Below are 21,208 nucleotides of genomic sequence, written 5' to 3'. Positions count from 1 at the left end.
TCATCGCAGCGTCTTGGGCTGCGTCATCGCATGACGCAGATGACGCAGGATGACGCAGCCGCTTCCGTCTGCGTCATGGCTGGTGCCGCAGGTCAGGTGCCGTTTTTTGGCCTGCATGACGCAGATGACGCAGCGTCTTCCCTCTTAGGACAAAAGAGGGGGTGTTTGTTGTAGTTGGGTGCGCCTCACAGCGTGAAGAAGGAGCCGCTGCGCGGCGCGCCTTGGGGCGGCGTTCCGCCGAACAGCAAGAGGAGCAACTCTGGCGTGGGCGGCATGTTGCTCTTCTTGCTTGTCCGGGCGAGCGCGCGAATCTCGGGTCAGAACATCGGCTTCGGGACGTGCGGTGGCGGGGCCTGTAGGCGGGTCATTTCGAGGTAGCGCCCTTCGCTGGTGCGGCCCGTGTCGATGAGGACACCGCGAGCGGCAAGCGTCGGCTGGAGGCGCTTGAGCCGGTCGGAGAGGACTTTGCCCGTGGTCGGCCAGCCCTTGGGCACGGGACGCAGTTCGTCGCCGCTGTAGAGGCGACTGAGGCAGTGCAGCCACTCGGTTGAGGTCATCCGCTGCTCGCCGCCCGGCTCGATGGTGTCGGCATGCCGGAGAACGGTCTGTGCGAGGAGATCGCCCTCGATCACGTCGTCGTTCAGATCGTCCAGACTGGCCCGGTAAGCGGTGAGCGCCCCCAGGCCGGTTGCCGCATCCAGCTGCGCGCACAGGTGGGCGAAGTCCGCCATCCGCAGGTCGGTGGGGGTCTCCGCGTCGGCTGCGCGGACCTTGACCGTGAGGTCCAGGAGCGAGCCGAGGACCACGGGCAGCACCTCCGCGTACTCGGTCCACAGTTCGGCCTCGGTGCGCCGGACGCGGGGCCGCTCCAACCGCAGCGGCAGGAGCCGTTCCGCCAAGTCGGCCCGGATGACTCCCACGTCGATACCGGTCAGCAGCAGGGGCCGGCGGTAGCCGACGCGGAACACGTCCCCGTCGGTGAACAGGGCGCGCTTGACGTTCTCAGCGCCGGTGACGACGCAGCACACGGCGTCGGACAGGTCCGGCGTCATGTGGGAGAGATTGTCCAGGGCGGTGACCCATCCCGCCGCCACGGCCGCGATCAGGTTCTCCTCATCCTTCGGAGCGCGGCGCAGGTCCCCGCTCATGCCCTCGATGATCCGCACGAGCATCCGCCCGCCGGTGGACTTCCCCGCGCCCTGCGGCCCGGTGAGGAACGGCGCCGGAACCGGCACGGACGGCCCCAGGCAGCCGATCAGCCACGCAATGGCCAGGCATTCGGTCTCAGCGTTGGCGAAGTTGCACAGCTGCATCAGCAGGTCGATGCCCTTGCCATCGGTGTCCTTGGCCGGCTGGGGGAGTTCCCCGGTGAGCTGGGTGCGCCGCCAGCAGACCTCACGCGGGTCGGGCGTGAGGATCTCCCAGCCGGAGGGGTGGATGCGGACGGACTGCCCATCGGTACGCCCCAGGTCCAGCCACGTCGCCCCGTCGAAGCCGGGAGCGACGCGGATGTTCACGGGCTGCACGTCCTCGGACAGCGCCAGCGCTTCGATCAGATCCAACGCCTCTTTGAGCGCAGACCCGTTGAATACGCCGATCCCGTCCTTGAACAGGCCGACCATGAGTTCCTGGCGATGGCTGCCCGTCGTGCCCTGGGAGCGGATCGGACGGGCCACGGGGTGGCCGTTCTTCTGCGCGTACACCGTCCCGTCAGCGGTGCGGAAGTACCGGAAGTGCGATTGCGCGTAGTCCGCGATGACCTCGCGGGCGGGAGTCTTCTCGTCCTCGGACATGACTCACATCCCCAGTGCGGTGCGGGCGTTGGTCCACGCGTCGGTGCAGTGGCGGGGCGATTCGCCCTTGGTCTGCGCGGCGGTGAACAGCCGCGCGGTGTGCGCCTCGGTGAGGCAGCCGCACCAGCCGTGCGTCGACAGCACGGCGAGGAAGGTGCGGTAGACGGTGGCGTGCACCGCGCTGGAGGCTTCGGTGATGCGCTGTTCCGCCATGGCGATGCCACGGTCCAGGTACGTGGGCGTGCGGTGAGGGCACTGCCCGCCCCCGACCAGTGCGGGCACGGTGACGGCCGCCGGACGGATTGCGGTGGGCTCCTTCACGATCAGTGCCCGCACGACGTCCGGCAGCGCCGTGAGGGCGCCGGCGCCGGGACCGAGCCACCGCGCGTAGGCCATCGTGGACTTGATGTCCACGCCCGGTCGGACCGCGTTGGCGGACTGCATCGCACCGAGGTAAAGCCAGTGCTCACCCCGGGTCGTCGGCACGATCCGGGTGGCGGGCAGGGCCCCGCGGGCCCACGCGATGGCTTCGGCGTTGTCGAGGTCGACGACGGTCAGGCCGGCGCCACCGGGGTGGTAGGCCACCCCAGCCGCATCCCGCCACGCTCGCGCCCACGTCGGCGCGTTGATGACAACGGGGTCGGTGGTGGCGGCGGCCCAGCCGTGGCACGGGTGCGGGCAGGTGCAGGGGCCGGGGGCCTTCATGTTCGGCCGGCCACCGCAGGCGTTGCCCGCGCAGGCCGGGCAGTTCCCGAAGGGAACCTTGCCCTTGCGCAGGGGCAGCGGGGGCACGCCGTGGGATGCGAGGCGGAGGGCGGTGTGCATGTGGTCGGTCGCGGCCACCCTCAGAGTGCAGGCTCGCCGGATCAGGACAGGTTGCGTCATGCTGGAGACCTCCAACAGGTCTGTTGAGGACTGGAGACCAGGGCGGCCCCGGACTTTGCCGAGACGGGGGCCGCCCTTGGCGTAGCTACTGGTGGTTGTTGGTCTTGGCCCACACGCCGGTTGTGCGGCTGTGGACGTTGCGCCGGTCCTGGTAGACGGGTCCCTCGTAGTGGTGGTGAACGTCCGGGGCGGGCTTGGCCCTCGCGGCAAGCCGTGCGAGGGCGAGCACGAGGGCGGTGGGGGCGCCGAAGACGAGGCCGCACACCACCGGGTCGGCGAACTGGGACACGTACATCAGGACGGCCGCTGTGCCGCCGACCATGGCGGTGGTGGCGCCGCCGGCGAGCATGAGCACGCTGGCATCGGTGGCGCCCCGGCTCATCGGGGGGCGTCCGGGCTGGGTGACGGGCGGGGTGTCGCCGTGGGTGGGGACCGCGGTGTCGTCGCGGTAGGCGGTGGGCCGGTAGGCGTCGGCGATGATCCGCCGGGCCTCAGTCTCGGCCTGAGCCTCGCTCAGCCCGGCGCCCGCCGAAGCCGTCTGAGGGGTGGTGTCGGGGTACATGCGGAATCCCTTCCGGCGCGTGGCCAGGGAGGCACAGACACCCCCTTCGGGGCGCCGTGTGGAGGGGTGTTCGGGGGGTCTGACCTGCGCGCCTCCCTGACTCCCTGAACGATCATTCGTGCAGGTCAGGGCCAGGGAGGTGGGTCAGGGAGGCGGTTAGGGAGTTCTCCCTGCCTCCCTGACCCGTCGGCGGCGCGCTCCCTGTCATCCGGCAGCGGAAGCGGAACCGTCTCCGTCGCGGTTGGCGAGGGCGCGGACGATGCGGTCGCGGGCGACGACCATCACGCCGTCGGACTTGTAGGGTCCGGCGCCGGCGTCGTCCAGGACGCGCTTGAGGTCGATGAACGACCAGCCGCCGTAGGCGTCCGGATTCCGGGTCGCGAGCCGGGCGAGAACGTCCTTGGTCCGCACGCGGGGCGCGTCGCCGACGACTGCGGCAATGTCGGCAAGAGAGTCGTGCTCTTCGTCTCGCTCGATGGCGTGCAGGGTGGTCACGCCGTCGCGCAGGGCCTTGGCCCGGTCGGTGATGGCCTCGGCTGCGTCGTCGTCGATGTAGTGCGTGCGCACCGTGATGGACGACTGTCCAGCCGGGATGTCGATGCCGCTGGAGGCCAGCACCAGGGTTCCCTGGTCCAGGCCGGGGCGCAGCAGGTTGGGTGCAGCGCCGCCGTCAACGGCCTTGTCTCCCAGGGCCATGCGGGCCTGCGACTCCGTACCGAGGGCGAGGGAGGCGCGGGTGTGGGCGCCCTCGCGGACCAGCTTGGGCAGGTTCTCGTTGGTCGGGTCCTGGGTGCCCTGCCACATCAGGACGTTCACGGCCCGTCCCTGGTTGTGGATTTTCCGGACGGCCATGAAGTACCGGGAGTTGGCCTTCGACCCGCCGTACGGGCGCTTTTCGGCGTCCTTGGCGGGGCACATGAACGCCACCTGCGCTTCGTCGACCAGCACGATCAGCGGCGGGAACACGGTGCCGGGCGGCGCCTGGATACGGCGGTTCATCTCGTGCACCGCGCCTTCGACCATCTCGGTCACCTGGATCACGTGCTCATCCGTCGGACCCTGGATCAAGGTCTTGGCGAGACCGTCGAACATGGCCCAGTCGCCCACGCCCTTGAGGTCGCCCATGAGGAACTGCACCGACTTGTCCAGCGCGAGCCACAGGGCCAGGGAGCGCAGGGCAACGGTCTTGCCCTGGTTGGACAGGCCCGTGATGAGCAGGTGGCGCTGGTACAGGCTCAGCGCGGCAGCATCCCCGCGCAGGTCCTGACCCCAGGGGGCACGGCCCTTGGCGTAGTCGGCGGTCATCGACTCGTCGGTGACCAGCGGCGACGGGCCGATCGGCTCATCTAGCGCCCCGGAGTCGGCCACCCACAGCCGGACCGTGCGGGCGGCCTGGGGGATGGTGATGAACACTTCGTGTTCGTGGCGGGTGAGGTTTTCGGCGAGCTTGCGGCGCTTGCTCTGCACCTCGTTGGTGGACACCCCGGAGGGGAGGGTGACGTCGACTTCCACGCCGCATCCGGCGATCCGGATGGGCCCCAGCATGGAGGCGCCGGCGTCGCCCATCTCCTTGATGGCCCGGGCCAGGGCGGGGACTCCGAGGTCGCGCAGGGCCTTGACCACGATGGACGGGGTGATCGGCTCGCCCTCGTCGGACCGCGCGTTGACCGGGAGCGCCCAGTTCGGGGCGGCCTGCTGCTTGCGGCCCACTGACCACAGCGCGAACAGGGCCAGGAAGGGGCCGATGGACAGGGCCGGGCCCCATACGACCTGCACGATCCGGATCAGCAGCGCGATGAAGTCGATCGTCGCGCCCAGCGGCGTGATGACGTCACCGACGTCCTTGGTGTTGATGGCCATCACGACGCCGAGGGCGACCAGCACGCCGATGCTCACGCCGGCGCCGACGGCCACGCCCTTGGCGGCGTCCATGGGCGAGTGGAGCAGGTCCATGCGGCGGTGGTGGCGGGCGGCGCGGAAGCGCTGCAGCTTCTCTTCCCACTCGTGGGCCATCTCCAGGTTTCCCGCGGCTTCGGCGGCCCGGATCATGCGCTCGTAGCGGGACCCGGTGCGGCCGTCCCACGTGCGGCGGGCCACGATCCGGCCCCCGTTGAACGTGTAGAGGCTGTGCCGCGTCACGGAGCGCGCGGCGGTCTTGGTGGTGTCGTGAGTGACCGCGTGCTTCACGGCGCGGCCGGAGCGCACCCACAGTGGCACGGGCCGCGCGGGCGGGGCGTCGGGCACGACGGTGAGCACGGTGGGGGCGGTGTCGGTGGTGGGTGGGTCGGTGGGCTTGTGGAGGTGGACGACGTTCTCAGACATGCTGGAAGCGCTCCTGACTGCCCCAACGAAGAGGGGCCGGAAGTGGAGAGAGGCGCCGCCCCCGCCGGCATCGTGTGAGCGGGGGCGGGCGGATCAGCGGTTGTTGCGGGCGCGGTTCTCCGCGCGGCTGAGCTGCGACGGGTCGGTGCGCGGGCCGTCGACCCAGCAGAACGGGCGGATGCCGTCGGCGGCCTTGAAGACGCGGATCGCGGCATCCGCCGCAGCGTCCGGCACGGCGTACACGCGGCCGCCCTCCATCGAGGCGAGCAGTCGGGCGCCGTGGTGCTCGCAGCCGTCCGCCCCCGCGTTGGAGGCGTCCAGCACGGTCACCGCGACCGGACCGGTGCACGGCGTCGGGTCGTCAGGTTGCGCGGCGGGGCACCGTCGGGCGGCGTGGCGCATGGTCACCACCACCCCGACGACTTCTTGGGCACGAGGTAGGGGTGGCCGTTGACCATGTGGTCCACGCACTGCGGGCAGTCCTCGCGGGGCCCGAGGTGGCGGTGTGCGCGCCTGTTGTGGGCGTGCTGCCAGCACTGCGGGCACTCGCCAGGAGGCGTCTCCTTGCCAGCCACGGTCACCACCACCCCGACGACTTCTTGGCGGCCTTGGTACGGGCGGCCTCGGTCGTGATCCTTTGCCGTTCGGCGAGCAGGGCGGTGAGTTCCGCGTTCAGTCGCATCTCGGCAGCGTTGCCGGTGGAGTCGATCTGTTCCTCGGCGCGGCCGGTGCTGCGGCCCCGGGCGGCGCGGTAGGAGCCGCTGGCCAGAGCTCGGGCCATAGCGCGGCGCTCACGGCCGTTCATCGGCCACGCCTCGCCCTGCCTGACCGCTTCCAGCTTCTTCGTGGTCGCCTGGATCTCGCGATCCAGGCGACGGAGGTCGGAGTTGCCCATGTCAGGTTCTCCTCGGGGAGTTCGATGGGTCGGGGTAGGCGGCCGGGCCAAGCCGCGTCACGCGGCGACGCGCTTCCATGCGGCCCGCAGGCGGACTTCGGAGGCGGAGTGGCCTGCGGCGCGGAAGCGGGTGGCCATTTCGCGGTAGGACAGGGCGGGTGTCTCGCTGTAGCGGATCTGGTCGACGAGCGCGTCGAGGGCTTCGTCGGTGAGGCCGGGTGCCGCTTCCGGGAGTGCGGGGACCGGCTCTGTGGGTCCCCAGATGGGGAGTTCCCAGCGGGGTGTGACGCCGGGTGTGACGGGGGCCGTCACGCTGGTCAGCGCCGGTCCGGTGTCCTCGCCATCTCGCGCCGTCTTCAGCGTCGACCATGCCCGCGAGAGGTGCTGGGCGGTCTTGGCTTGGGCGTGTGCGACGCGTGCGCCGGCGGCCGTCACGGCCGTCAGCCGGGTCTCCTCGGTGACCGCCTCGGCCTGCAGCCGGGCGCGGGCCACGGCCGCTTCGTCGCGGGCCTCTTGCTGGATGCCCCGGATCGCTCCGAGCGCGCCCGGGGTGAGCGCGGTCCGCTCCCACAGGCCATGCACCAGCCACAGGGCCTTAGCTGCGATCGGCAGCCACGCCACGGCCAGCCACGCGCCGGCCGATTCCTCAGCGGTAAGTGCGTGTGCCACCAGGACGCCTGCTGCGATGAGGCCGAAGCACCAGCCGACGGCGGTGACCGCACGGTTGTGGTCGCCTTGGGCGGCCAGTCGGCGTTCGTAGGCGAGGGTGGCAAGCCATCCCCCGTCGATGCCGAGACCGACGACCAGAGCGATGATCCAGGGCACTGCGGTGCCAAGCCACATCACGACCACAGCCAGGGTCAGCACCATGGACACTGCCGTCATCGCGACGGCGGGCAGGACCGTCTTGGTGGTCTTGGCGCTCATGCCGCGTCCCCCGCCCCGGCCTGGTTGGCCAGCTCACGGCGAGCGGCGAGCACCTTGCGCCCGGCCCGGCGGATGCGGCGGGCATCCAGCTCGTTCGGGAGCCGATCGAGCGACATGATCTGCGCGTCCAGCAACTCGACCTCAGCGGAGATGACCGGCATCTCCCGCTCGATCGCGTCGAGTTCGGCGTCGGTCGGCTCCAGGCCGATCGCGGAGGCGGTGAAAAGATCCTGTGCGGGGAGAATGAGCTTCATGGGTCGTGGTTCCTCTCGAAGTGACGGCCCTACAGCGGCTCCGGTGTTCCAGCACCGGAGCCGCGCCGTCGTATGGGTGGGTCAGACAGTGGCGATGAGCAGCGCGGCGACCAGCAGCCACAGGTGGTGAAAGGACTGGTCCAGCGCGTAGGCGCCGGTGCCCAGGTGGGCGGCCGGGCCGCCCTTTGCGGTCACCGGGTGTGCGGGGTGGGCGCCGGTGCCGAGCGAGTAGAACTCGGCCTTGCCGGTGACCCTGGCCAGCCACGCGAGGGTGGAGCGCCGATCCGCCCACCAGTGGGTGAGCGCGTCCACGCCCATGCCGGCCACCAGGCCGAGGGCGGAGAGGCTCAGCCCGAGCAGGCCTGCGACCAGGGCGAGTAAGGCGAGCTTGGTGGCGGTCAGGGTGGCGACGTGCCGGGCGCCGGCCAGGCGGCCGACCCATCCGGGGCGACCCTTGTCGGCGGACTGGCAGGAGGTCTGCACCCAGTGATCACCCACGCTGTGAGCGACGTACAGGGCGACGAACACAGCTGCGAATGTGGCAACAGGCATTGAGGCTCCTTGGTGGATGGTCCGGGAACTCCGGCTCCCCTCAGCCCCGCCCGTACGGCACAAGTGGCCGGACGGGCGGAGGAGGCAACTGGCCGCAGCAGTAGAGCTGCGGAGTGGTCGTACGTAGTCGTCTCCTTCGGGAACACGAGCTCCCGTTTCAGGCTGAGACGAAGTGACCTTTCGGTCTTGCCCTCCGGTTGACCAGGGATCCGGGTCCCTCGGCCCGCTCTATCCCGGGCCCCTTGAAGCCACGTCCGCAGACGGGGCCCCCATTGGTCGTGCAGGTGCGACAGCCGCTTTGGCCCCGTTTCGGGCCGCTACGGAGATCGTGAGATACATGTAACACGTGTATCTCACGCGCCGTCAAGAGTCCTGCCCTGGAGGGGCGTTCTCTCGGTGTGCTTCTAGATTGCTGGCAGAGCGTCAGACAGACGACTGCGCTGGTGGACGGCTCAGGGACGTCTCACTAAGGTCGAAGTCGTCCCAGGACGTCCCAGCGCGAGGGAAGGGCGGCGCATGGCGAACGAGAGACTTCGAGGCGCGATAGTTGAGCGGGGGCTCACCTTCGAAGAAGTCGCCGAACGGCTCGGCGTAGCCAGCAAGACGGTCGAACGCTGGGTCAGCAACTCGGACCGCAAGCCCTACCGCCGCTACCAGTACGCGCTCGCCTCGTTGCTCCGGTACGAGATCTCCTACCTCTGGCCGGATGAGCGGACGATGGCGGAGGTGACCGCATCCGGCGGCGCGGAGCTGGTCAAGCTGTACCCCCACCGGTCGGCTGTTCCGCAGAGCCTTTGGCCGCAGCTCTACGCGAAGGCTCAGACCCACTTCGACGTGCTGGTCTACTCCGGGTTTTGGCTCACCGAAGATGCCGTGTTCCGGCGGCTGGTCAAGGAAAAGTCGGCGGCCGGCGTACCGGTTCGCTTCATGCTCGGAGACCCGGATAGTCCGGAGGTCGCGACCCGCGGCGCCGACGAGGGTATCGGCGGGGCCATGGCCAGCAAGATTCGCAATGCGTTGATGAACTACAGCTCGCTCTTCGGCCTGCCCGGTGTGGAATTCCGCCTCCACAGCACGACCCTCTACAACTCCATCTACCGGACTGACAACGAGCTGCTCGCCAACGGTCACGTCTACGGCGTCGGCGCGTACCTCGCGCCCGTGCTGCACCTTCAGCGGGTCCCAGGCGGGGAGCTGTTCGACACGTACGCCGAGAGCGTCGAGCGGGTGTGGGAAAGCGCCCGTCCGATCTCGTCACCCACGGATTGCGCAGAGACCCACGTATGAGCCGCATCGACTACTACGACGACCCAGCCGCGCCGAAGGTGAACTCTGTCGTGCCCTCAGTGACCGCGGTTGTCCGCGACGCGGACGGGCGATTGCTCCTCATCCACAAGACGGACAACGACCTGTGGGCCCTCCCCGGCGGCGGCCACGACATCGGTGAATCGATCGCTGAGGCCGTCGTACGCGAGGTGGAGGAAGAGACCGGCATCAGGGTCGCTGTCGATGACGTGAGCGGGCTCTATACCGACCCGCGGCACGTCATGGCGTACGACGATGGAGAGGTCCGTCAGCAGTTTTCCATCTGCTTCCGCGCGCGCCCAACGGGGGGCTCGCTGCGTACGAGCGACGAATCCAAAGAGGTCCGCTGGGTTGCCCCAGCGGACCTGGATGCTCTCGACATCCACCCTTCGATGCGGTTGCGCATCAGGCACGGCATGGACGATTCGCGGTCGGCGCCTTACATCGGCTGATCTGCACCCGCCGCGGCCATACGCTGTTCGACCCGGGCAGTGGCCCCATGAATCTCCGGTGCTGCCCGCTGAATGAATCGACCCACGATCGTGTCAGGGCCGTACCGGGACACGATCTCGTCCAGCCGATCGGTCGAGGTGGTGTGGCCGCCGTCTGGCGTCGTCGTCATGTCGCAGAAGATCAGTGCGTCGACGAGGTGCGGCTGCTCCAACTCGAACTCGCCCTCTAGGTCCTCCCGCAACCCCCGCTCCTCGGCTTCCAGCAAAGCGCAAGAGTGGTGGGCCACGAGCCGAATAACTCGCTCGTCCAGCCCCTCCTGATCGCGGAGGAAGCGCGCGCCGTCGAGCGGGTGGAAGCCGGTGGTGGCGATCGAGGGCGAATACCCGATGTCATGAAGTACCGCGGCGGCTTCCATCAGCTCGGCGTCGGGCCCGAGGATCGGGCGCAGCGAGACCGCGCGCTTCGCGACTCCGAGGGAGTGCCCCCATCGACGCGGAAGAGGTTCGGCCAGTAGCGATTCGGAGAGCGCGTAAGCCCGCTCGGTGAGTCCCATACGGCCAGCCTACGAATTCACCACGGGACGCGGGAGAGCACGCACGAAGCGTCCCTTCCCGTGCACAGCTTCCAGCAGGCCCTGCCCTTCCAGCGTCGACAGAGCCGCGCGTACGGCCGTCCGAGAGACGCCGAACTCGTCACAGAGGCGTGCCTCGGACGGGAAGGCAGCACCAACTGCGAGGCCCCTCTCCGCAAACAAGTCCCTCATCCGTTCCACCAGGGGCCGGCGTTCAGTACCGTCGCTGACCACACGACCGACCCCAGGTGCCGAATGGATGAGACCTTCCTTCTGCAAGATGTCCAGGGCGCGGCGGACGGTGGTGCGTGCCACTCCGTGGTCTTGCATCAAGGCGGACTCGGACGGGAGCTCCTTGACGATGCGCCCCTCCCTAATCTCCTTGCGGAGCGCATCCGCGATCAGCAGATACGTACCGCGCGGGCTAGCTCCCGGCACCTGATCCCCTCTCTCCAGCATCGTCACTGCGCCTCCCAAGCCTCGCACGAGTGCCACCGGGCGGCGCCGGCTCCCACCCCGGTGTATGTACGAGCAGGATCCGAGGGGGAGTTGCTCCGCCATCGTCGTCACGCCCCCGTGCTCGGAGGGCGATCTCAGGTGAACTTCCGCAGCCGATTAGATCAGTTTACTCGGAGGTCTCGCTTAGTCATCGAGATTGCTGAGATGTTCTCGGATTCGTTGGTCAGCAGCAACCTCTTCAGGCAATGATGTCGCATGGTTAATTTCCCCCTTCCGCACCTGTTCAGCGGTAATATCCTCAACTTCCGCTAGGCGGGATCCGCGAAGGTTGGCCTTGCTTAGGATTGCGCCATCCATCTCACTCCCGGAGAACTTCGCATCGCTAAGGTCCGCTCCCGTGAGATTGGTGTCGATCAGTTCAGACATTCGCACATCGGCGTTATGCATGTCTACGCCTTCCGCATATGCGCCTCGGAGGTTACTGCCGGTCAAATCGGCTCCCCGGAAGGAAGCCCATCGGAGCACGGTCATCGATAGGTCAGCTAGATGCGCATATGCACCATCAAAAATGGCCCGCTCAAGGTGTGCCTTCTTGAGGTTAACCTGCGTGAGATTTGCCCTTCCGAGATCCGTCCCGGTAAGTAGGCCTCTAGGTAGGTTGAGTCGTCGCAAGTCTGCGCCGTGCAGGTCGGTATGCCTGAGGTCAATGGAGAAGCGCTCTGGACGCTCGGGGCGCTCCACTAGAACGCTGAGAGCGGCCTGCACGTCGTGATCAGGGTTCCGACGCGGGTCCGCGGGCTTGCTACCCTTTTTCGCCGGGGCGTGTTGACGAACATACGCCGCGAGGATCTTGACGATCGTAGCGTGGTCCTTTTCCGAGTCGCGCATGATGCGTTCCAGTGAATAGATGCCTCCGATCCGTTCAGTTGATTGAGGCGAGGCGAGAAGCTTGACGGCTTCTATGTATCGATCGGTTACTTGTCCCTCGCGGGTTAGCTCAGCTTGCTCGCGATCCTTCTCGCGAAGGTGCATGAACTGTTCTTGGCTGTGTTCGTATAGCTTTTCGGCGTGTTCGTGACTGCGATGGGTATACAGAAGCCCAAGCGCGGCTACAATTCCGGCTCCCAAAGCAACGAGCATAGTTCTGACGCCAGTGATGACCACTCCGTCGGCCGGCTGAAGGCCTTTTTCTCTTAGGTGCTCTCCGTCGAGTATCCAGGGGCCGCGCCACAGCAAGAGGGCGTAACCGAAGATGACCAGAGCCAGCGTGACGTAGACGAGGATGCGCTTAGTCTTCGATCTCATGTAGACGAGGGTGCCTGCAGGCGGCACGCGGAGTTGCCAGGATTGGCTATCTCTGAGGGGCTTCTGAGATTCAGGGTCAGTGGACGGATCACCTCGCCCCCCGAAGCTGACGACTGGTATCCGCGCTCACCCAAACGGCCGGCTGTCCCGATCTCGTCCAATCCGGCCCGTCCGGCGATCCGTGCCCGCGTCACGCTGGAAGATCTGGACGGAAGGCGATGACGGGCGGCCGGGTGACGGCAGTCGCTGACGGCAACAGGGGTGCACGCTGCCGCACCGAGGAACCCGTTCGAGCACCCCAGACGCTTGAGTGGGGCGCCGAAGGCCTGATCCCTGCGGCGATCGGACGAACTTGTAAAGCGAAGGTCGTCGGTTCGAATCCGACAGGGGGCTCTCAGCTTGACCAGGGAAGAAGCCCCGGGCCGGATGTGGCCTGGGGCTTCTGACGTCTTCGGGGGCGTCGGCGGATGTCTCCATCGGGGCGTGCGGCTTCCGTGGGGTGATCGGGCGGCTGTCAGGGTGGTCGATCTGCGACACTTGTAGGTGAATGCCAGCACCTCAGGGCTGATAGCGGCGGTTGCCGCCGGCCTCGCGGGTCGCGGTGAGCCGGCCCCGCCGGACGAGGGTCGGGTGCCCCGCCTACGGGCGGTCGCGGAACGCGCACGAGAGCTTTGCGGCTCGTCGGCGTCCTGCTTCCCGGAGAGGGACACGCAGCCCGCACTGCCTTCGGCCCTGGTACCCAAAGCGATCAGGACGGCTCGATCTCACCATCCTGTGGGAGGTATCCGATGCCCTTCATCGACATCAAGGTGATCGCAGGAGTGTTCACGCCCGAAGAGAAGCAGAAGATGGTCAAGGATGTCTCCGAGGCGTTGATCGCCATCGAAGGCGAGGCGATGCGGCCCGTGACGCATGTCGCGATCACCGAGACACCCAGTGGCGAATGGGCGGTGGGTGGTCAGGCCCTGACCGCCGCGGACGTACAGGCCAAGAGGGCGGGCTAGCCCAGTCGGTACGTGTCCTCGAGTTCCTGTCGGGCGCCAGGCAGCGGCACGGCTGTGACTTGAAAAGCCTGCTCAGGGGTTGGTGGGCGACGCCCGGCCCGGGGCAGTGACGGCGCACCCTTGGAGCGCCACCCATACCCGTGGGGGTCACGTGGCCGTGGTGGCTCGGCGGGCGCGCCGTCGGTCTCGGGTTCCGATGGCGAGGTCCCCGGCCAGGAAGGCCAGCAAGGGGATGCCCAGCAGGGGGAGGAAGTAGCAGGTCGCCGCCGCGAGGGCGAGTGAGGGCGCGAGTACGCGCAGGGGGATCCGCCGCCACGCTCCGCGGGCGGGCGGGCGGCCCACGCCTCGGCGGTCGGCCCGGGTGGGACGGCGTAGCCACCACATCCGGTAGCCCCAGAAGATCATGCAGATCAGCGCGACCATCAGGGCGGCCAGGGCGATCTGATTGGCGAGGCCGAACAGCAGGCCCATGTGGGCGTCGATGCCCCATCGGCTCAACTTGGCGGCCAGCGGCCAGTCCTGGAACCGCACGACATCGGTCACCGAGCCCGTGGTGGCGTCGACGGCCGCAGCGTCCTGCTTCTCGGGCCACGTGGTGCGGATCTGCTTCACCGTGTAGGCGGCGCCGGGGTTCGCCGGGTACGTGATCTCGACCGGGTCGGAGAGACCTTCGCCGCGGGCCGCCTTCAGCACGCGGTCGACTCCGACGTCCGCCCGGGGCATCGAGTGGGAGCCGTGGTCCATGGCCCCCTGGTGATGTGCCGATGCCTCGCCGGATACGGCCGGGGTCTCCCAGGACAGCGCTGCCCGCAGGTCGGTGACGTTCTGTCCGGCGTACTGCGACCACGTGAGGCCGGTGGCGGAGAGGAAGAAGAAGCCCAGGGCGGCCCAGATGCCGACCGCGCCGTGCCAGGACCGCGTTCGCCGGCGGCCGGTGGCGGCCTTCTCGGGCAGCAGCGTCCGGCGCAGGCGGTCGGCCTTGCGGCGGCGGCCGATCCACAGGGCGACCCCGCCGGCCGCCACCACCCATAGCCAGCTGGCGGCGAGTTCGCTGTAGATCCGCCCGGCATCCCCGAGCAGGAGGCTGCCGTGCAGCTGGTCGATCCAGGTGCGCAGGGGCAACGCCCCGGAGCTGCCGTAGCTGTCCAGGGCGCCGCGCACCGTGCCGGTGTAGGGGTCGACGAACACCGCCAGCCGGTGGCTCTCCTCCAGGCCGGGCACATCGAGCAGTACGCGGGTCGTGGCATCCGGTTCGGCGCCGGGACGTACGGCGTTGACCGTGCCCTCGGGGTGTGCGGAGCGTGCCGCGGCGACCTGCTCGGTCAACGGCAGCCGGTGATCGCCCACGGGCACGCGCAGCTCGTGCGCGTAGACGATCTTCTCCGCCTGGAAGGAACCCGCGTACAGCAGGCCGGTCACGGCGGCCAGGAGAAGGAACGGGGCGATGAGAACGCCCGCGTAGAAGTGCAGGCGGAGCAGCAGCGGGCGCAGCGCCGGCCACCCTCTCGGGGGCGGAGCGGCGGGTTGGGACGCGCGGGAGCAGGAGGGGTTGTTCGCTTCTGCGTCACCCGGTGTGCTCTCCGGGGCGCTGTCCCGTGTGCGTTCCGCTGCGGCTTCCGGGGCGTTTTCCGCTGCGCCTTCCCGCGCGCGATCCGCCGCGTCGTCCTGGGCGATCCCGGCCGTCTCGCTGTTGCTCGACATCCTTCTCCTCCGAGGCGTGGGCCGGCACCACCCAGCCATCACCTCAGTCGTCGGGGAGTTGGGCGGACGAGTTCCCCGAGCACGGTGTGTTCCACGTCACGCGAAGGGCCCCGCGTCGTCATGCGCTGCCCGCGCCACGGCTCGACGAATTCGCTCAAGGATTGAGCACCTTCCGCACTCCGGGGTCGGGGGGAGCGGGCGGGGTGCAAGCTGGGCCGGACATGGAATCCGGACGCGTTCTCAGGGGCTTACGGGCCGTGGTGTTCGCCACCGTCTGCGTGCTGCTCACGGCTCTTGGGCACGTGCGGTCGTCCGGTTCGCCCCTGCCGTGGGGCGTGGTGGCCGCGGCTGTCGCGGGGGCTGCCGCCGGCGCGTGGTGCTTCGCCGGGCGCGAGCGCGGGGCGATCGTGGTGGGGTTGCTGACCGCCGGCACCCAGGCGGTGATGCACACGGCGTTCGCTCTCGGTCAGACGGCCGACGGCGGCGGGCCCGTTCGCGCCCCGATGCACGGCATGCCCGTGTCGCCGCACGAGGGGATGCAGGGCGACGGGCACTCGATGATCGCGGCGCATGTGCTGGTCGCGGCGTTGAGCGCCTGGTGGATGTGGGGCGGGGAGCAGGCGGTCTTCCGGGTCGTACGGACCATTTCCCTGTTCCTCTTCCGGCGGCTTCCGACGGTGCGGCGCCCCGTACTTCCGGCGCATCCGCACGCCGTTCGGGTGCCGGAGCAGCGGCCGCGCAGGGTCATGCGGGAGTGGCTGCTGGCGCATGTGGTGTCGCTGCGTGGTCCTCCGCAGGGTCCGGCTGTCCGCTGACATCAGCTGATACCGGGTGCGGCCGTCGTGACACTGCAGTTGCGGCGACGGTGCCCGGACCCGGCCCTGCCGGTCCGTCCGTAGTCACGGCGACCGGATCACGCGAAGGACTCCAGATGATGACGCCTGTCCGGACGTTGGCATCCCAGGTGCCCACGGTCGATCTCGTTCCATCCGCCCGAGCCGTCACGCCGCACACCCGAGCCACCACGCGGCACACACCCGCGCCGCCCAAGGGGCACCACGTATCAAGCGTCAGGCCGGCCCGTACCGGTCGAGGGCCTGTCGGCGCGGCCCGCGCGCCTCAGCCGTTCCAGCAGAGCGCTGGTGGGCTCGGCCTCCGGCTGCGCCATGCCCTGGAAGAGGGAGCGCAGCCGTCGGGACTTGCGGTCCCAGAGGCTGCAGTCGGCGCACCCCGCGAGGTGGTCGCGGACCGCCTGGTCGGTGACGCCCTCCGGCAGGCACTCGCCGTCGAGGCGCGCGGAGAGCGCGGTGCGGGAAACGGAGCAGTGCATCGGCCCATTCTCACCGAGCCGCACGGTGACCGGCGAGGGGAGGCCGCACATGCGTGAGGCCGAGGACGCTCTGGTGACCCGGTGGGCGCTGGCGGCCCGCACGGGCGACGAGGAGGCCGTCGAGAAGTTCGTGCGGGGCACCCGGCGCCATGTGCTGCGCTACGTGACGCATTTGAGCCGCGATGCCCAGGCCGCGGACGACCTGGTGCAGGACACCTACCTGCGTGCCCTGCGCAGCCTGCCCGGATTCGAAGGCCGGTCCTCGGCCCGTACCTGGCTGCTGGCCATCGCCCGGCGTACGGTCGCCGACCGGATCCGCGCGAACAAGGCGAGGCCGCGGGTCGCCGGGCTCGCCGACTGGCAGGTCGTGGCGGAGCAGGTACAGCGTGAGACCGGTCCGGGGTTCGACGAGGGCGTTGCCCTGGCCGATCTGCTCTCCGCTCTGGAGCCGTCCCGGCGGGAGGCGTTCGTGCTCACCCAGCTGATCGGACTGCCGTACGCGGAGGCGGCGGCCGTCGTCGGCTGTCCTGTGGGCACGGTCCGCTCCAGGGTCGCTCGGGCCCGGGAGGCGCTCGTCGCGCTGCTCGACGCCGCTGACGGGGATCCGGCCGGTACGCACGACGCGGAACGCGAGCGCGAGCACGTGATGCCGGGGGCCTTGGGGCGGGCGTTGAGGACGTCCGGGTCCGTGGCGTGACGCTGCGGGGGAGCGGGACGCCGTGACCCTGCCGGTACACCCGTACGCAGCGTGGCGCGTGCGGGTGTATCGGCACCGCGTTCACCGGCACCGGGTTCACCGGCACCGGGTTCACCGCCACCGCGCGGATGCTGCCGACCCTGTCGCCCTGCCGCCCTTGCACGCCCGTCGACCCACCCGGCCAGGGGCGTTGAACCGAATGGCACGATGTCCCGCATGACCACCGGGCCCGCCGCACGCGCCGCACGCGCCGCGATCTTCGCGTCCGTCTGTGTGGCGACAGCGGCCCTGGGACACGCGCTGATGTCCGCGGCGCCCCTGCCCTGGTGGGCCCTCGTCGCAGCCTTCTGCGGCACGAGCGGGGCGGCATGGTGGTTGGCCGGACGGGAACGCGGTCCGCTGGTCATCATCGGCTCCACCGTCATCGCCCAGCTCGGTCTGCACTCCCTGTTCAGCCTGGCGCAGACCCCTCCCGGTGGGCGGGCGGGCCACGCGTCGTCCGCGGCCGGGTGGACGGCACAGTTCCTGTGCGGGGCGTCCGGCGCCGCCCCCACGTCCGCCTCGCAGGAGGCAGTGATCCGGCTGCTGCACCACGCCGGACTCGGACCGGGGAAGGCGCACCTGCCACCCCCGACGTCCGCGGGCGGAATGAACGGCATGGAACACACGGCCCACGCGGGGCACATGGCTCATACGGGGCACATGGCGCACGTGGGGGGCATGGATCACATGACCGCCATGTCCGGTGCCATGGACCACCTGCCGATGCAGCACGCGGGTCACGGCTCCACGGGGATGTGGCTGGCCCACGCACTGGCTGCGGTGTTGTGCGGACTGTGGCTGTGGCGCGGCGAGGCGGCGGGGTTCCGGCTCGGGCGCAGCCTGGCGGCGTCGCTGTTCACCCCCTTGCTCCTGGTGCTGACGACGCTGCGGTGGGCCGGTCGTACGCCGCCTGCCGCTCCGGTGGCCGCCCCGACCGCGGTGCGTCTGCGCGGGGTGCTCCTCCAGCACGTCCTCTCCCGAAGGGGCCCGCCCGCGCTCTCGATGTGCGGCTGACCACGCGTCGCCGGTGCGCTCCGGGTTCGTAGGGAGTGTTGCCGCGCCGACGGGTGGCGTACCGGCGTGCCCGCGCGGCCGTCCCGAGGGACGTCCGGCGCTCCCGCATGCCGGCCCCTTGACCCATGTGGTGCTCTCCCGGACCCACCGGCCCTCGGTGCGGTGGCCGTGGAGCACCGCTCGCCGGCGGAGCCGTGCCGCGCCATGGCACGGCCCCGCACGTCACCGAGAGACCTTTTGCGATGACTCCTGTCCTACCCGCTGTGCTCCCCGCGACGACCCGTGGATCGCGGTCCCCCGCGGAAGACGAGCGCGTGACCGCCTTTGCGCTGGCGGCGCGAGACGGAGACCCCGACGCCGTCGACCGCTTCGTCCGTGCCACTCACCAGGACGTGTGGCGGTTCGTGGCGCACCTGAGCAACGACCTCAACGGAGCCGATGACCTGACCCAGGAGACCTACCTGCGGGCCCTGACCGGCCTGCCCGGGTTCGCCGCCCGCTCGTCGGCACGCACCTGGCTGCTGTCCATCGCCCGCCGGGTGGTGATCGACCGCTACCGGGCTGCCGCCGCCCGCCCGCGCATCACCGATGTCGCGGACTGGCAGACCGTGGCCGAGCACACCCAGCCGCGCGAGCTGCCGGGATTCGACGAGGGCCTGGCGATGGGCGAGTTGCTGGAGGCGCTGGACTGCGAGCGTCGTGAGGCATTCGTGCTCACGCAGCTGGTCGGTCTCCCGTACGCGGATGCCGCGGCGGTGGTGGGCTGTCCGATCGGCACGGTGCGCTCACGCGTCGCCCGCGCCCGCGCGGACCTCATCACCTGGCTGGAGACCGCGGAGCACGCCGCCACCGCCTCCCGTGGCGTGGCCGCCTAGCGAGCGCGGCCGAGTGGAACGAGTGCCGTGCGGGTGGCGTTGACCCGCACGGCACTCGTTCCACCGCGGGACGAATCTGCGCCGCAGGCGGTGGATCCGGTCCCGCTGCCGGCTCAGCGGAGGCGGGGCGTCCGTGTCCACCCCGGCCGCTCGCCGAATGAGCCGCTACCCGGAGACGTACTCTTCTCACCGGGCTCTTCTCACCGGACAAGCGCCCTGCTGCTCGCTTGGGCGCGCCCGCAACCAGCGTGGCGTGGCGGTGAGTTGTTGTATGGGGCGAAGCGGGGGGGGGACGGCACATGAGCCGAAGACGGTATGTGGCCAGAGGGGTTCCGGGCGGGTATCGGATCTGGGACAACAAGGGGCGCCGGTGGTGGGGCGACCACTACGAACTGTGTCCTGACGACCTCCTCGTGGAGCTGAACGGTGCCGCCGACCACGCGAAGATCACGGCACTCCTCAAGCGGTACCGGTCCCTGAAGCGCTGAGCCGCCGTGCCGGGCGTGCCCGGTCGGCCGGAGTCGTGCGGGCAGTGCGGGCGGTGCGGATGATGCGGGTGGTGGCGGGAGCCTCTTGCGGCCTCGGCAAGGGTGCGCCTGTGTCGAATGTGCCGTCGGCATGTGTGGCTCACGGGGGTGCGCGCGGGCGCCGGGAAGACGGCGGAGACGCGCCCGTTCCGGCAGGGACGGCGGGGCCGTCGGCGGCGTAAATTCGCCCGCATGGTGACTTCGATGACGCGCGATGACTATGAGCGACGCATGGAACGGGCGGGGCAGGCGGCCGCCAATGCCGGGCTGGCCGGGCTCATCGTGACCCCAGGACCGGACATGGAGTGGCTGTGCGGCTACCGGCCGCCCGCCGCCACCGAGCGGTTGACCGCGCTGGTCCTCCAGCCCCGGCAGCGGCCGCGGCTGCTGGCGCCCGCGCTGGAGTTGCCCGACGCGAAGCGGTCCGAGGGTGCCAAGGCGATGCAGATGTCCGGGTGGCGTGACGGTGCGAACCCGTACGCGGAGGTCGCCAAGTGGCTGGACGGCGAGGGGCGTTACGGGGTGTCGGACGCGACCTGGGCGATGCACCTGCTGGGCTTCCAGCGCGCGCTGCCGGGGAGCGCGTACGGCGCGCTGACGGAGGTCCTGCCGATGCTGCGTGCCGTCAAGGACGCTCATGAGGTGGAGCGGCTCGCGGCGGCCGGTGCGGCGGCGGACGCCACGTACGAGAAGATCCTGGGCTTTCCGTTCGGGGGCCGCCGGGAGCGCGAGGTGGCGGTGGACCTCGCGCGGCTGCTGACCGAGCACGGGCACAGCCAGGTGGACTTCACGGTGGTCGGGTCGGGCCCCAATGGCGCCAACCCGCACCACGAGGCCGGGGACCGGGTGATCGAGGACGGGGACATGGTGGTGCTCGACTTCGGTGGCCTGAAGGACGGGTACGGCTCGGACACGACGCGGACCGTCCATGTCGGGCCGCCGAACGCCGAGGAGCGCAAGGTGCACGACATCGTGCGGGAGGCGCAGCAGGCGGCGTTCGAGGCGGTACGGCCCGGGGTGGCGTGCCAGGAGATCGACCGGGTGGCCAGGAAGGTGATCAAGGCCGCCGGATACGGCGAGTACTTCATCCACCGGACCGGGCACGGCATCGGGGTGACCACCCACGAGCCGCCGTACATGGTCGAGGGGGAGCATCTGCCGCTGGTGCCGGGGATGTGCTTCTCGATCGAACCGGGGATCTACCTTCCGGGCCGGTTCGGGGTGCGGATCGAGGACATCGTGACGTGTACGCAGACGGGCGGACGCCGGCTGAACGAGACGGCGCGGGAGATGGCGGTGGTGGGGTAGCGGCCTTCGCCCGCCAGCTGGACCCGTAACCGCGGTCCACGGCCGGGCGGTCGCGCCACGTGGTGCCCGGCGGATCGAGCGCCCCCGTACGGCGGGTGGCCGGCGACTCGCGGCCCCGGGTGGTGCGGTCGCGTCACCCGGGGGAGGCCGCGGCCAGGAGGCGTTCGGCAGCACCGTCCGTGCGCCGGGCCAGTGGCGTCCGTCATTCCTTGTGCGCACCGGCCATCGCGGATGCAGTGGGCCTCGGGCGGCAGGCGGGAAGCCCTGCTCGCGGGTGTGTCCGCGGCGTTGTCAGTGGTGTGGTTCACGATGGGTGGGCAGAAGCGGATCGGGTCTCAGACGCGGTCCGTCGATCGAGGTCTTCGGCAGGTCCTGGCGCGGTCCGGGTGTGTCGAGGGCGGGACGCGAGTGGCTGGAAGGCGGTGAT

General features: G+C 69.9%; 24 protein-coding genes and 1 pseudogene. 9 read left to right on the top strand and 16 right to left on the bottom strand.

Translation table 11 applies throughout. The features are described from left to right. Positions 1-317: 317 nt before the first annotated feature. The 10 genes from QOM21_RS15440 to QOM21_RS15395 form a co-directional block, all read right to left on the bottom strand. A complete protein-coding gene (locus QOM21_RS15440) occupies positions 318-1,793 on the bottom strand; it encodes an ATP-binding protein (RefSeq protein WP_407550579.1) in 1,476 nt (491 codons plus the stop codon). Positions 1,794-1,796: 3 nt separating this feature from the next. Continuing rightward, positions 1,797-2,678 carry a bifunctional DNA primase/polymerase gene (locus tag QOM21_RS15435; protein WP_407550577.1) on the bottom strand — a complete coding sequence of 294 codons (882 nt, stop codon included), beginning with the start codon at positions 2,676-2,678 and terminating at the stop codon, positions 1,797-1,799. Between the two features lie 85 nt (positions 2,679-2,763). Then, positions 2,764-3,240, bottom strand: a complete 477-nt coding sequence (locus QOM21_RS15430; protein WP_407550575.1) for a hypothetical protein — start codon at positions 3,238-3,240, stop codon at positions 2,764-2,766. 204 nt (positions 3,241-3,444) lie between these two features. Further along, positions 3,445-5,562 carry an FtsK/SpoIIIE domain-containing protein gene (locus QOM21_RS15425; protein WP_407550574.1) on the bottom strand — a complete coding sequence of 706 codons (2,118 nt, stop codon included), beginning with the start codon at positions 5,560-5,562 and terminating at the stop codon, positions 3,445-3,447. Positions 5,563-5,655: 93 nt separating this feature from the next. Beyond that, complete coding sequence (locus tag QOM21_RS15420; protein ID WP_407555687.1) at positions 5,656-5,964, bottom strand: hypothetical protein; 309 nt, start codon at positions 5,962-5,964, stop codon at positions 5,656-5,658. A 2-nt stretch (positions 5,965-5,966) separates the two neighbouring features. Then, positions 5,967-6,143, bottom strand: a complete 177-nt coding sequence (locus QOM21_RS15415; RefSeq protein ID WP_407555686.1) for a pRL2-8 — start codon at positions 6,141-6,143, stop codon at positions 5,967-5,969. Next, positions 6,140-6,457: a hypothetical protein gene (locus tag QOM21_RS15410; RefSeq protein ID WP_407550572.1), complete on the bottom strand. Its 318-nt coding sequence runs from the start codon at positions 6,455-6,457 to the stop codon at positions 6,140-6,142. The genes QOM21_RS15415 and QOM21_RS15410 overlap by 4 nt, the downstream gene beginning before the upstream one ends. 57 nt (positions 6,458-6,514) lie before the next feature. Then, a complete protein-coding gene (locus QOM21_RS15405; protein ID WP_407550570.1) occupies positions 6,515-7,384 on the bottom strand; it encodes a protein spdB in 870 nt (289 codons plus the stop codon). After that, positions 7,381-7,638, bottom strand: coding sequence for a DUF6284 family protein (locus tag QOM21_RS15400; RefSeq protein ID WP_407550568.1), 258 nt, complete (start codon positions 7,636-7,638; stop codon positions 7,381-7,383). Before QOM21_RS15400 ends, QOM21_RS15405 begins: the two co-directional genes overlap by 4 nt. 81 nt (positions 7,639-7,719) lie before the next feature. Then, positions 7,720-8,190: a transcriptional regulator gene (locus QOM21_RS15395; RefSeq protein ID WP_407550566.1), complete on the bottom strand. Its 471-nt coding sequence runs from the start codon at positions 8,188-8,190 to the stop codon at positions 7,720-7,722. A 516-nt stretch (positions 8,191-8,706) separates the two neighbouring features. Between QOM21_RS15395 and QOM21_RS15390 the strand changes: the two genes are divergently transcribed. Further along, on the top strand, positions 8,707-9,477 hold the full coding sequence (locus QOM21_RS15390; protein WP_407550564.1) for a helix-turn-helix domain-containing protein: 771 nt from the start codon (positions 8,707-8,709) through the stop codon (positions 9,475-9,477). Beyond that, positions 9,474-9,947, top strand: a complete 474-nt coding sequence (locus QOM21_RS15385; protein WP_407550562.1) for an NUDIX domain-containing protein — start codon at positions 9,474-9,476, stop codon at positions 9,945-9,947. The genes QOM21_RS15390 and QOM21_RS15385 overlap by 4 nt, the downstream gene beginning before the upstream one ends. Here QOM21_RS15385 and QOM21_RS15380 read toward each other — a convergent pair. The 3 genes from QOM21_RS15380 to QOM21_RS15370 all read right to left on the bottom strand — a co-directional run bounded on the left by QOM21_RS15380 (position 9,935) and on the right by QOM21_RS15370 (position 12,283). After that, positions 9,935-10,501, bottom strand: a complete 567-nt coding sequence (locus tag QOM21_RS15380) for an HD domain-containing protein (RefSeq protein WP_407550560.1) — start codon at positions 10,499-10,501, stop codon at positions 9,935-9,937. The two genes, QOM21_RS15385 and QOM21_RS15380, sit on opposite strands and share 13 nt — an antisense overlap. A 9-nt stretch (positions 10,502-10,510) precedes the next feature. Further along, positions 10,511-10,978: a GntR family transcriptional regulator gene (locus QOM21_RS15375; RefSeq protein WP_407555685.1), complete on the bottom strand. Its 468-nt coding sequence runs from the start codon at positions 10,976-10,978 to the stop codon at positions 10,511-10,513. Positions 10,979-11,161: 183 nt separating this feature from the next. After that, positions 11,162-12,283 carry a pentapeptide repeat-containing protein gene (locus QOM21_RS15370; RefSeq protein WP_407550558.1) on the bottom strand — a complete coding sequence of 374 codons (1,122 nt, stop codon included), beginning with the start codon at positions 12,281-12,283 and terminating at the stop codon, positions 11,162-11,164. 788 nt (positions 12,284-13,071) lie between these two features. On the opposite strand from QOM21_RS15370, the gene QOM21_RS15365 reads away from it, so the two are divergent. Further along, entirely contained in the window at positions 13,072-13,287 is a 216-nt protein-coding gene (locus tag QOM21_RS15365; RefSeq protein WP_393895631.1) for a 4-oxalocrotonate tautomerase family protein, read from the top strand. A 147-nt stretch (positions 13,288-13,434) separates the two neighbouring features. On the opposite strand, the gene QOM21_RS15360 is transcribed toward QOM21_RS15365, so the two are convergent. After that, positions 13,435-14,988 (bottom strand): PepSY-associated TM helix domain-containing protein, encoded by a 1,554-nt coding sequence (locus QOM21_RS15360; RefSeq protein ID WP_407550556.1) that lies wholly within the window; start codon positions 14,986-14,988, stop codon positions 13,435-13,437. 257 nt (positions 14,989-15,245) lie between these two features. On the opposite strand from QOM21_RS15360, the gene QOM21_RS15355 reads away from it, so the two are divergent. Next, positions 15,246-15,803 carry a PE-PGRS family protein gene (locus QOM21_RS15355; protein ID WP_407550554.1) on the top strand — a complete coding sequence of 186 codons (558 nt, stop codon included), beginning with the start codon at positions 15,246-15,248 and terminating at the stop codon, positions 15,801-15,803. Between the two features lie 248 nt (positions 15,804-16,051). Here the strand turns inward: QOM21_RS15355 and QOM21_RS15350 are convergent, their stop codons facing one another. Further along, entirely contained in the window at positions 16,052-16,318 is a 267-nt protein-coding gene (locus QOM21_RS15350) for a zf-HC2 domain-containing protein (RefSeq protein ID WP_407550552.1), read from the bottom strand. Between the two features lie 49 nt (positions 16,319-16,367). On the opposite strand from QOM21_RS15350, the gene QOM21_RS15345 reads away from it, so the two are divergent. The 5 genes from QOM21_RS15345 to QOM21_RS15325 all read left to right on the top strand — a co-directional run bounded on the left by QOM21_RS15345 (position 16,368) and on the right by QOM21_RS15325 (position 20,781). After that, positions 16,368-17,015 carry a sigma-70 family RNA polymerase sigma factor gene (locus QOM21_RS15345; protein ID WP_407550550.1) on the top strand — a complete coding sequence of 216 codons (648 nt, stop codon included), beginning with the start codon at positions 16,368-16,370 and terminating at the stop codon, positions 17,013-17,015. Positions 17,016-17,231: 216 nt separating this feature from the next. Beyond that, entirely contained in the window at positions 17,232-18,071 is an 840-nt protein-coding gene (locus QOM21_RS15340; RefSeq protein WP_407550548.1) for a PE-PGRS family protein, read from the top strand. 242 nt (positions 18,072-18,313) lie between these two features. Next, positions 18,314-18,946 carry a sigma-70 family RNA polymerase sigma factor gene (locus tag QOM21_RS15335; RefSeq protein WP_407550547.1) on the top strand — a complete coding sequence of 211 codons (633 nt, stop codon included), beginning with the start codon at positions 18,314-18,316 and terminating at the stop codon, positions 18,944-18,946. A gap of 299 nt (positions 18,947-19,245) precedes the next feature. Next, positions 19,246-19,434 carry a hypothetical protein gene (locus QOM21_RS15330; RefSeq protein WP_407550545.1) on the top strand — a complete coding sequence of 63 codons (189 nt, stop codon included), beginning with the start codon at positions 19,246-19,248 and terminating at the stop codon, positions 19,432-19,434. Between the two features lie 243 nt (positions 19,435-19,677). Further along, entirely contained in the window at positions 19,678-20,781 is a 1,104-nt protein-coding gene (locus QOM21_RS15325; RefSeq protein ID WP_407550543.1) for an aminopeptidase P family protein, read from the top strand. Between the two features lie 22 nt (positions 20,782-20,803). Here the strand turns inward: QOM21_RS15325 and QOM21_RS15320 are convergent. Continuing rightward, positions 20,804-20,977 (bottom strand): annotated as a pseudogene (locus QOM21_RS15320) (FAD-dependent oxidoreductase); the annotation flags it as partial. Positions 20,978-21,208 lie beyond the last annotated feature (231 nt).

The organism is Streptomyces sp. Pv4-95 (assembly GCF_045782725.1).
Lineage (GTDB): Bacteria > Actinomycetota > Actinomycetes > Streptomycetales > Streptomycetaceae > Streptomyces.
Note: the sequence above shows the minus strand (reverse complement) of the source record. Positions and strands in the feature narration are given on the sequence as shown.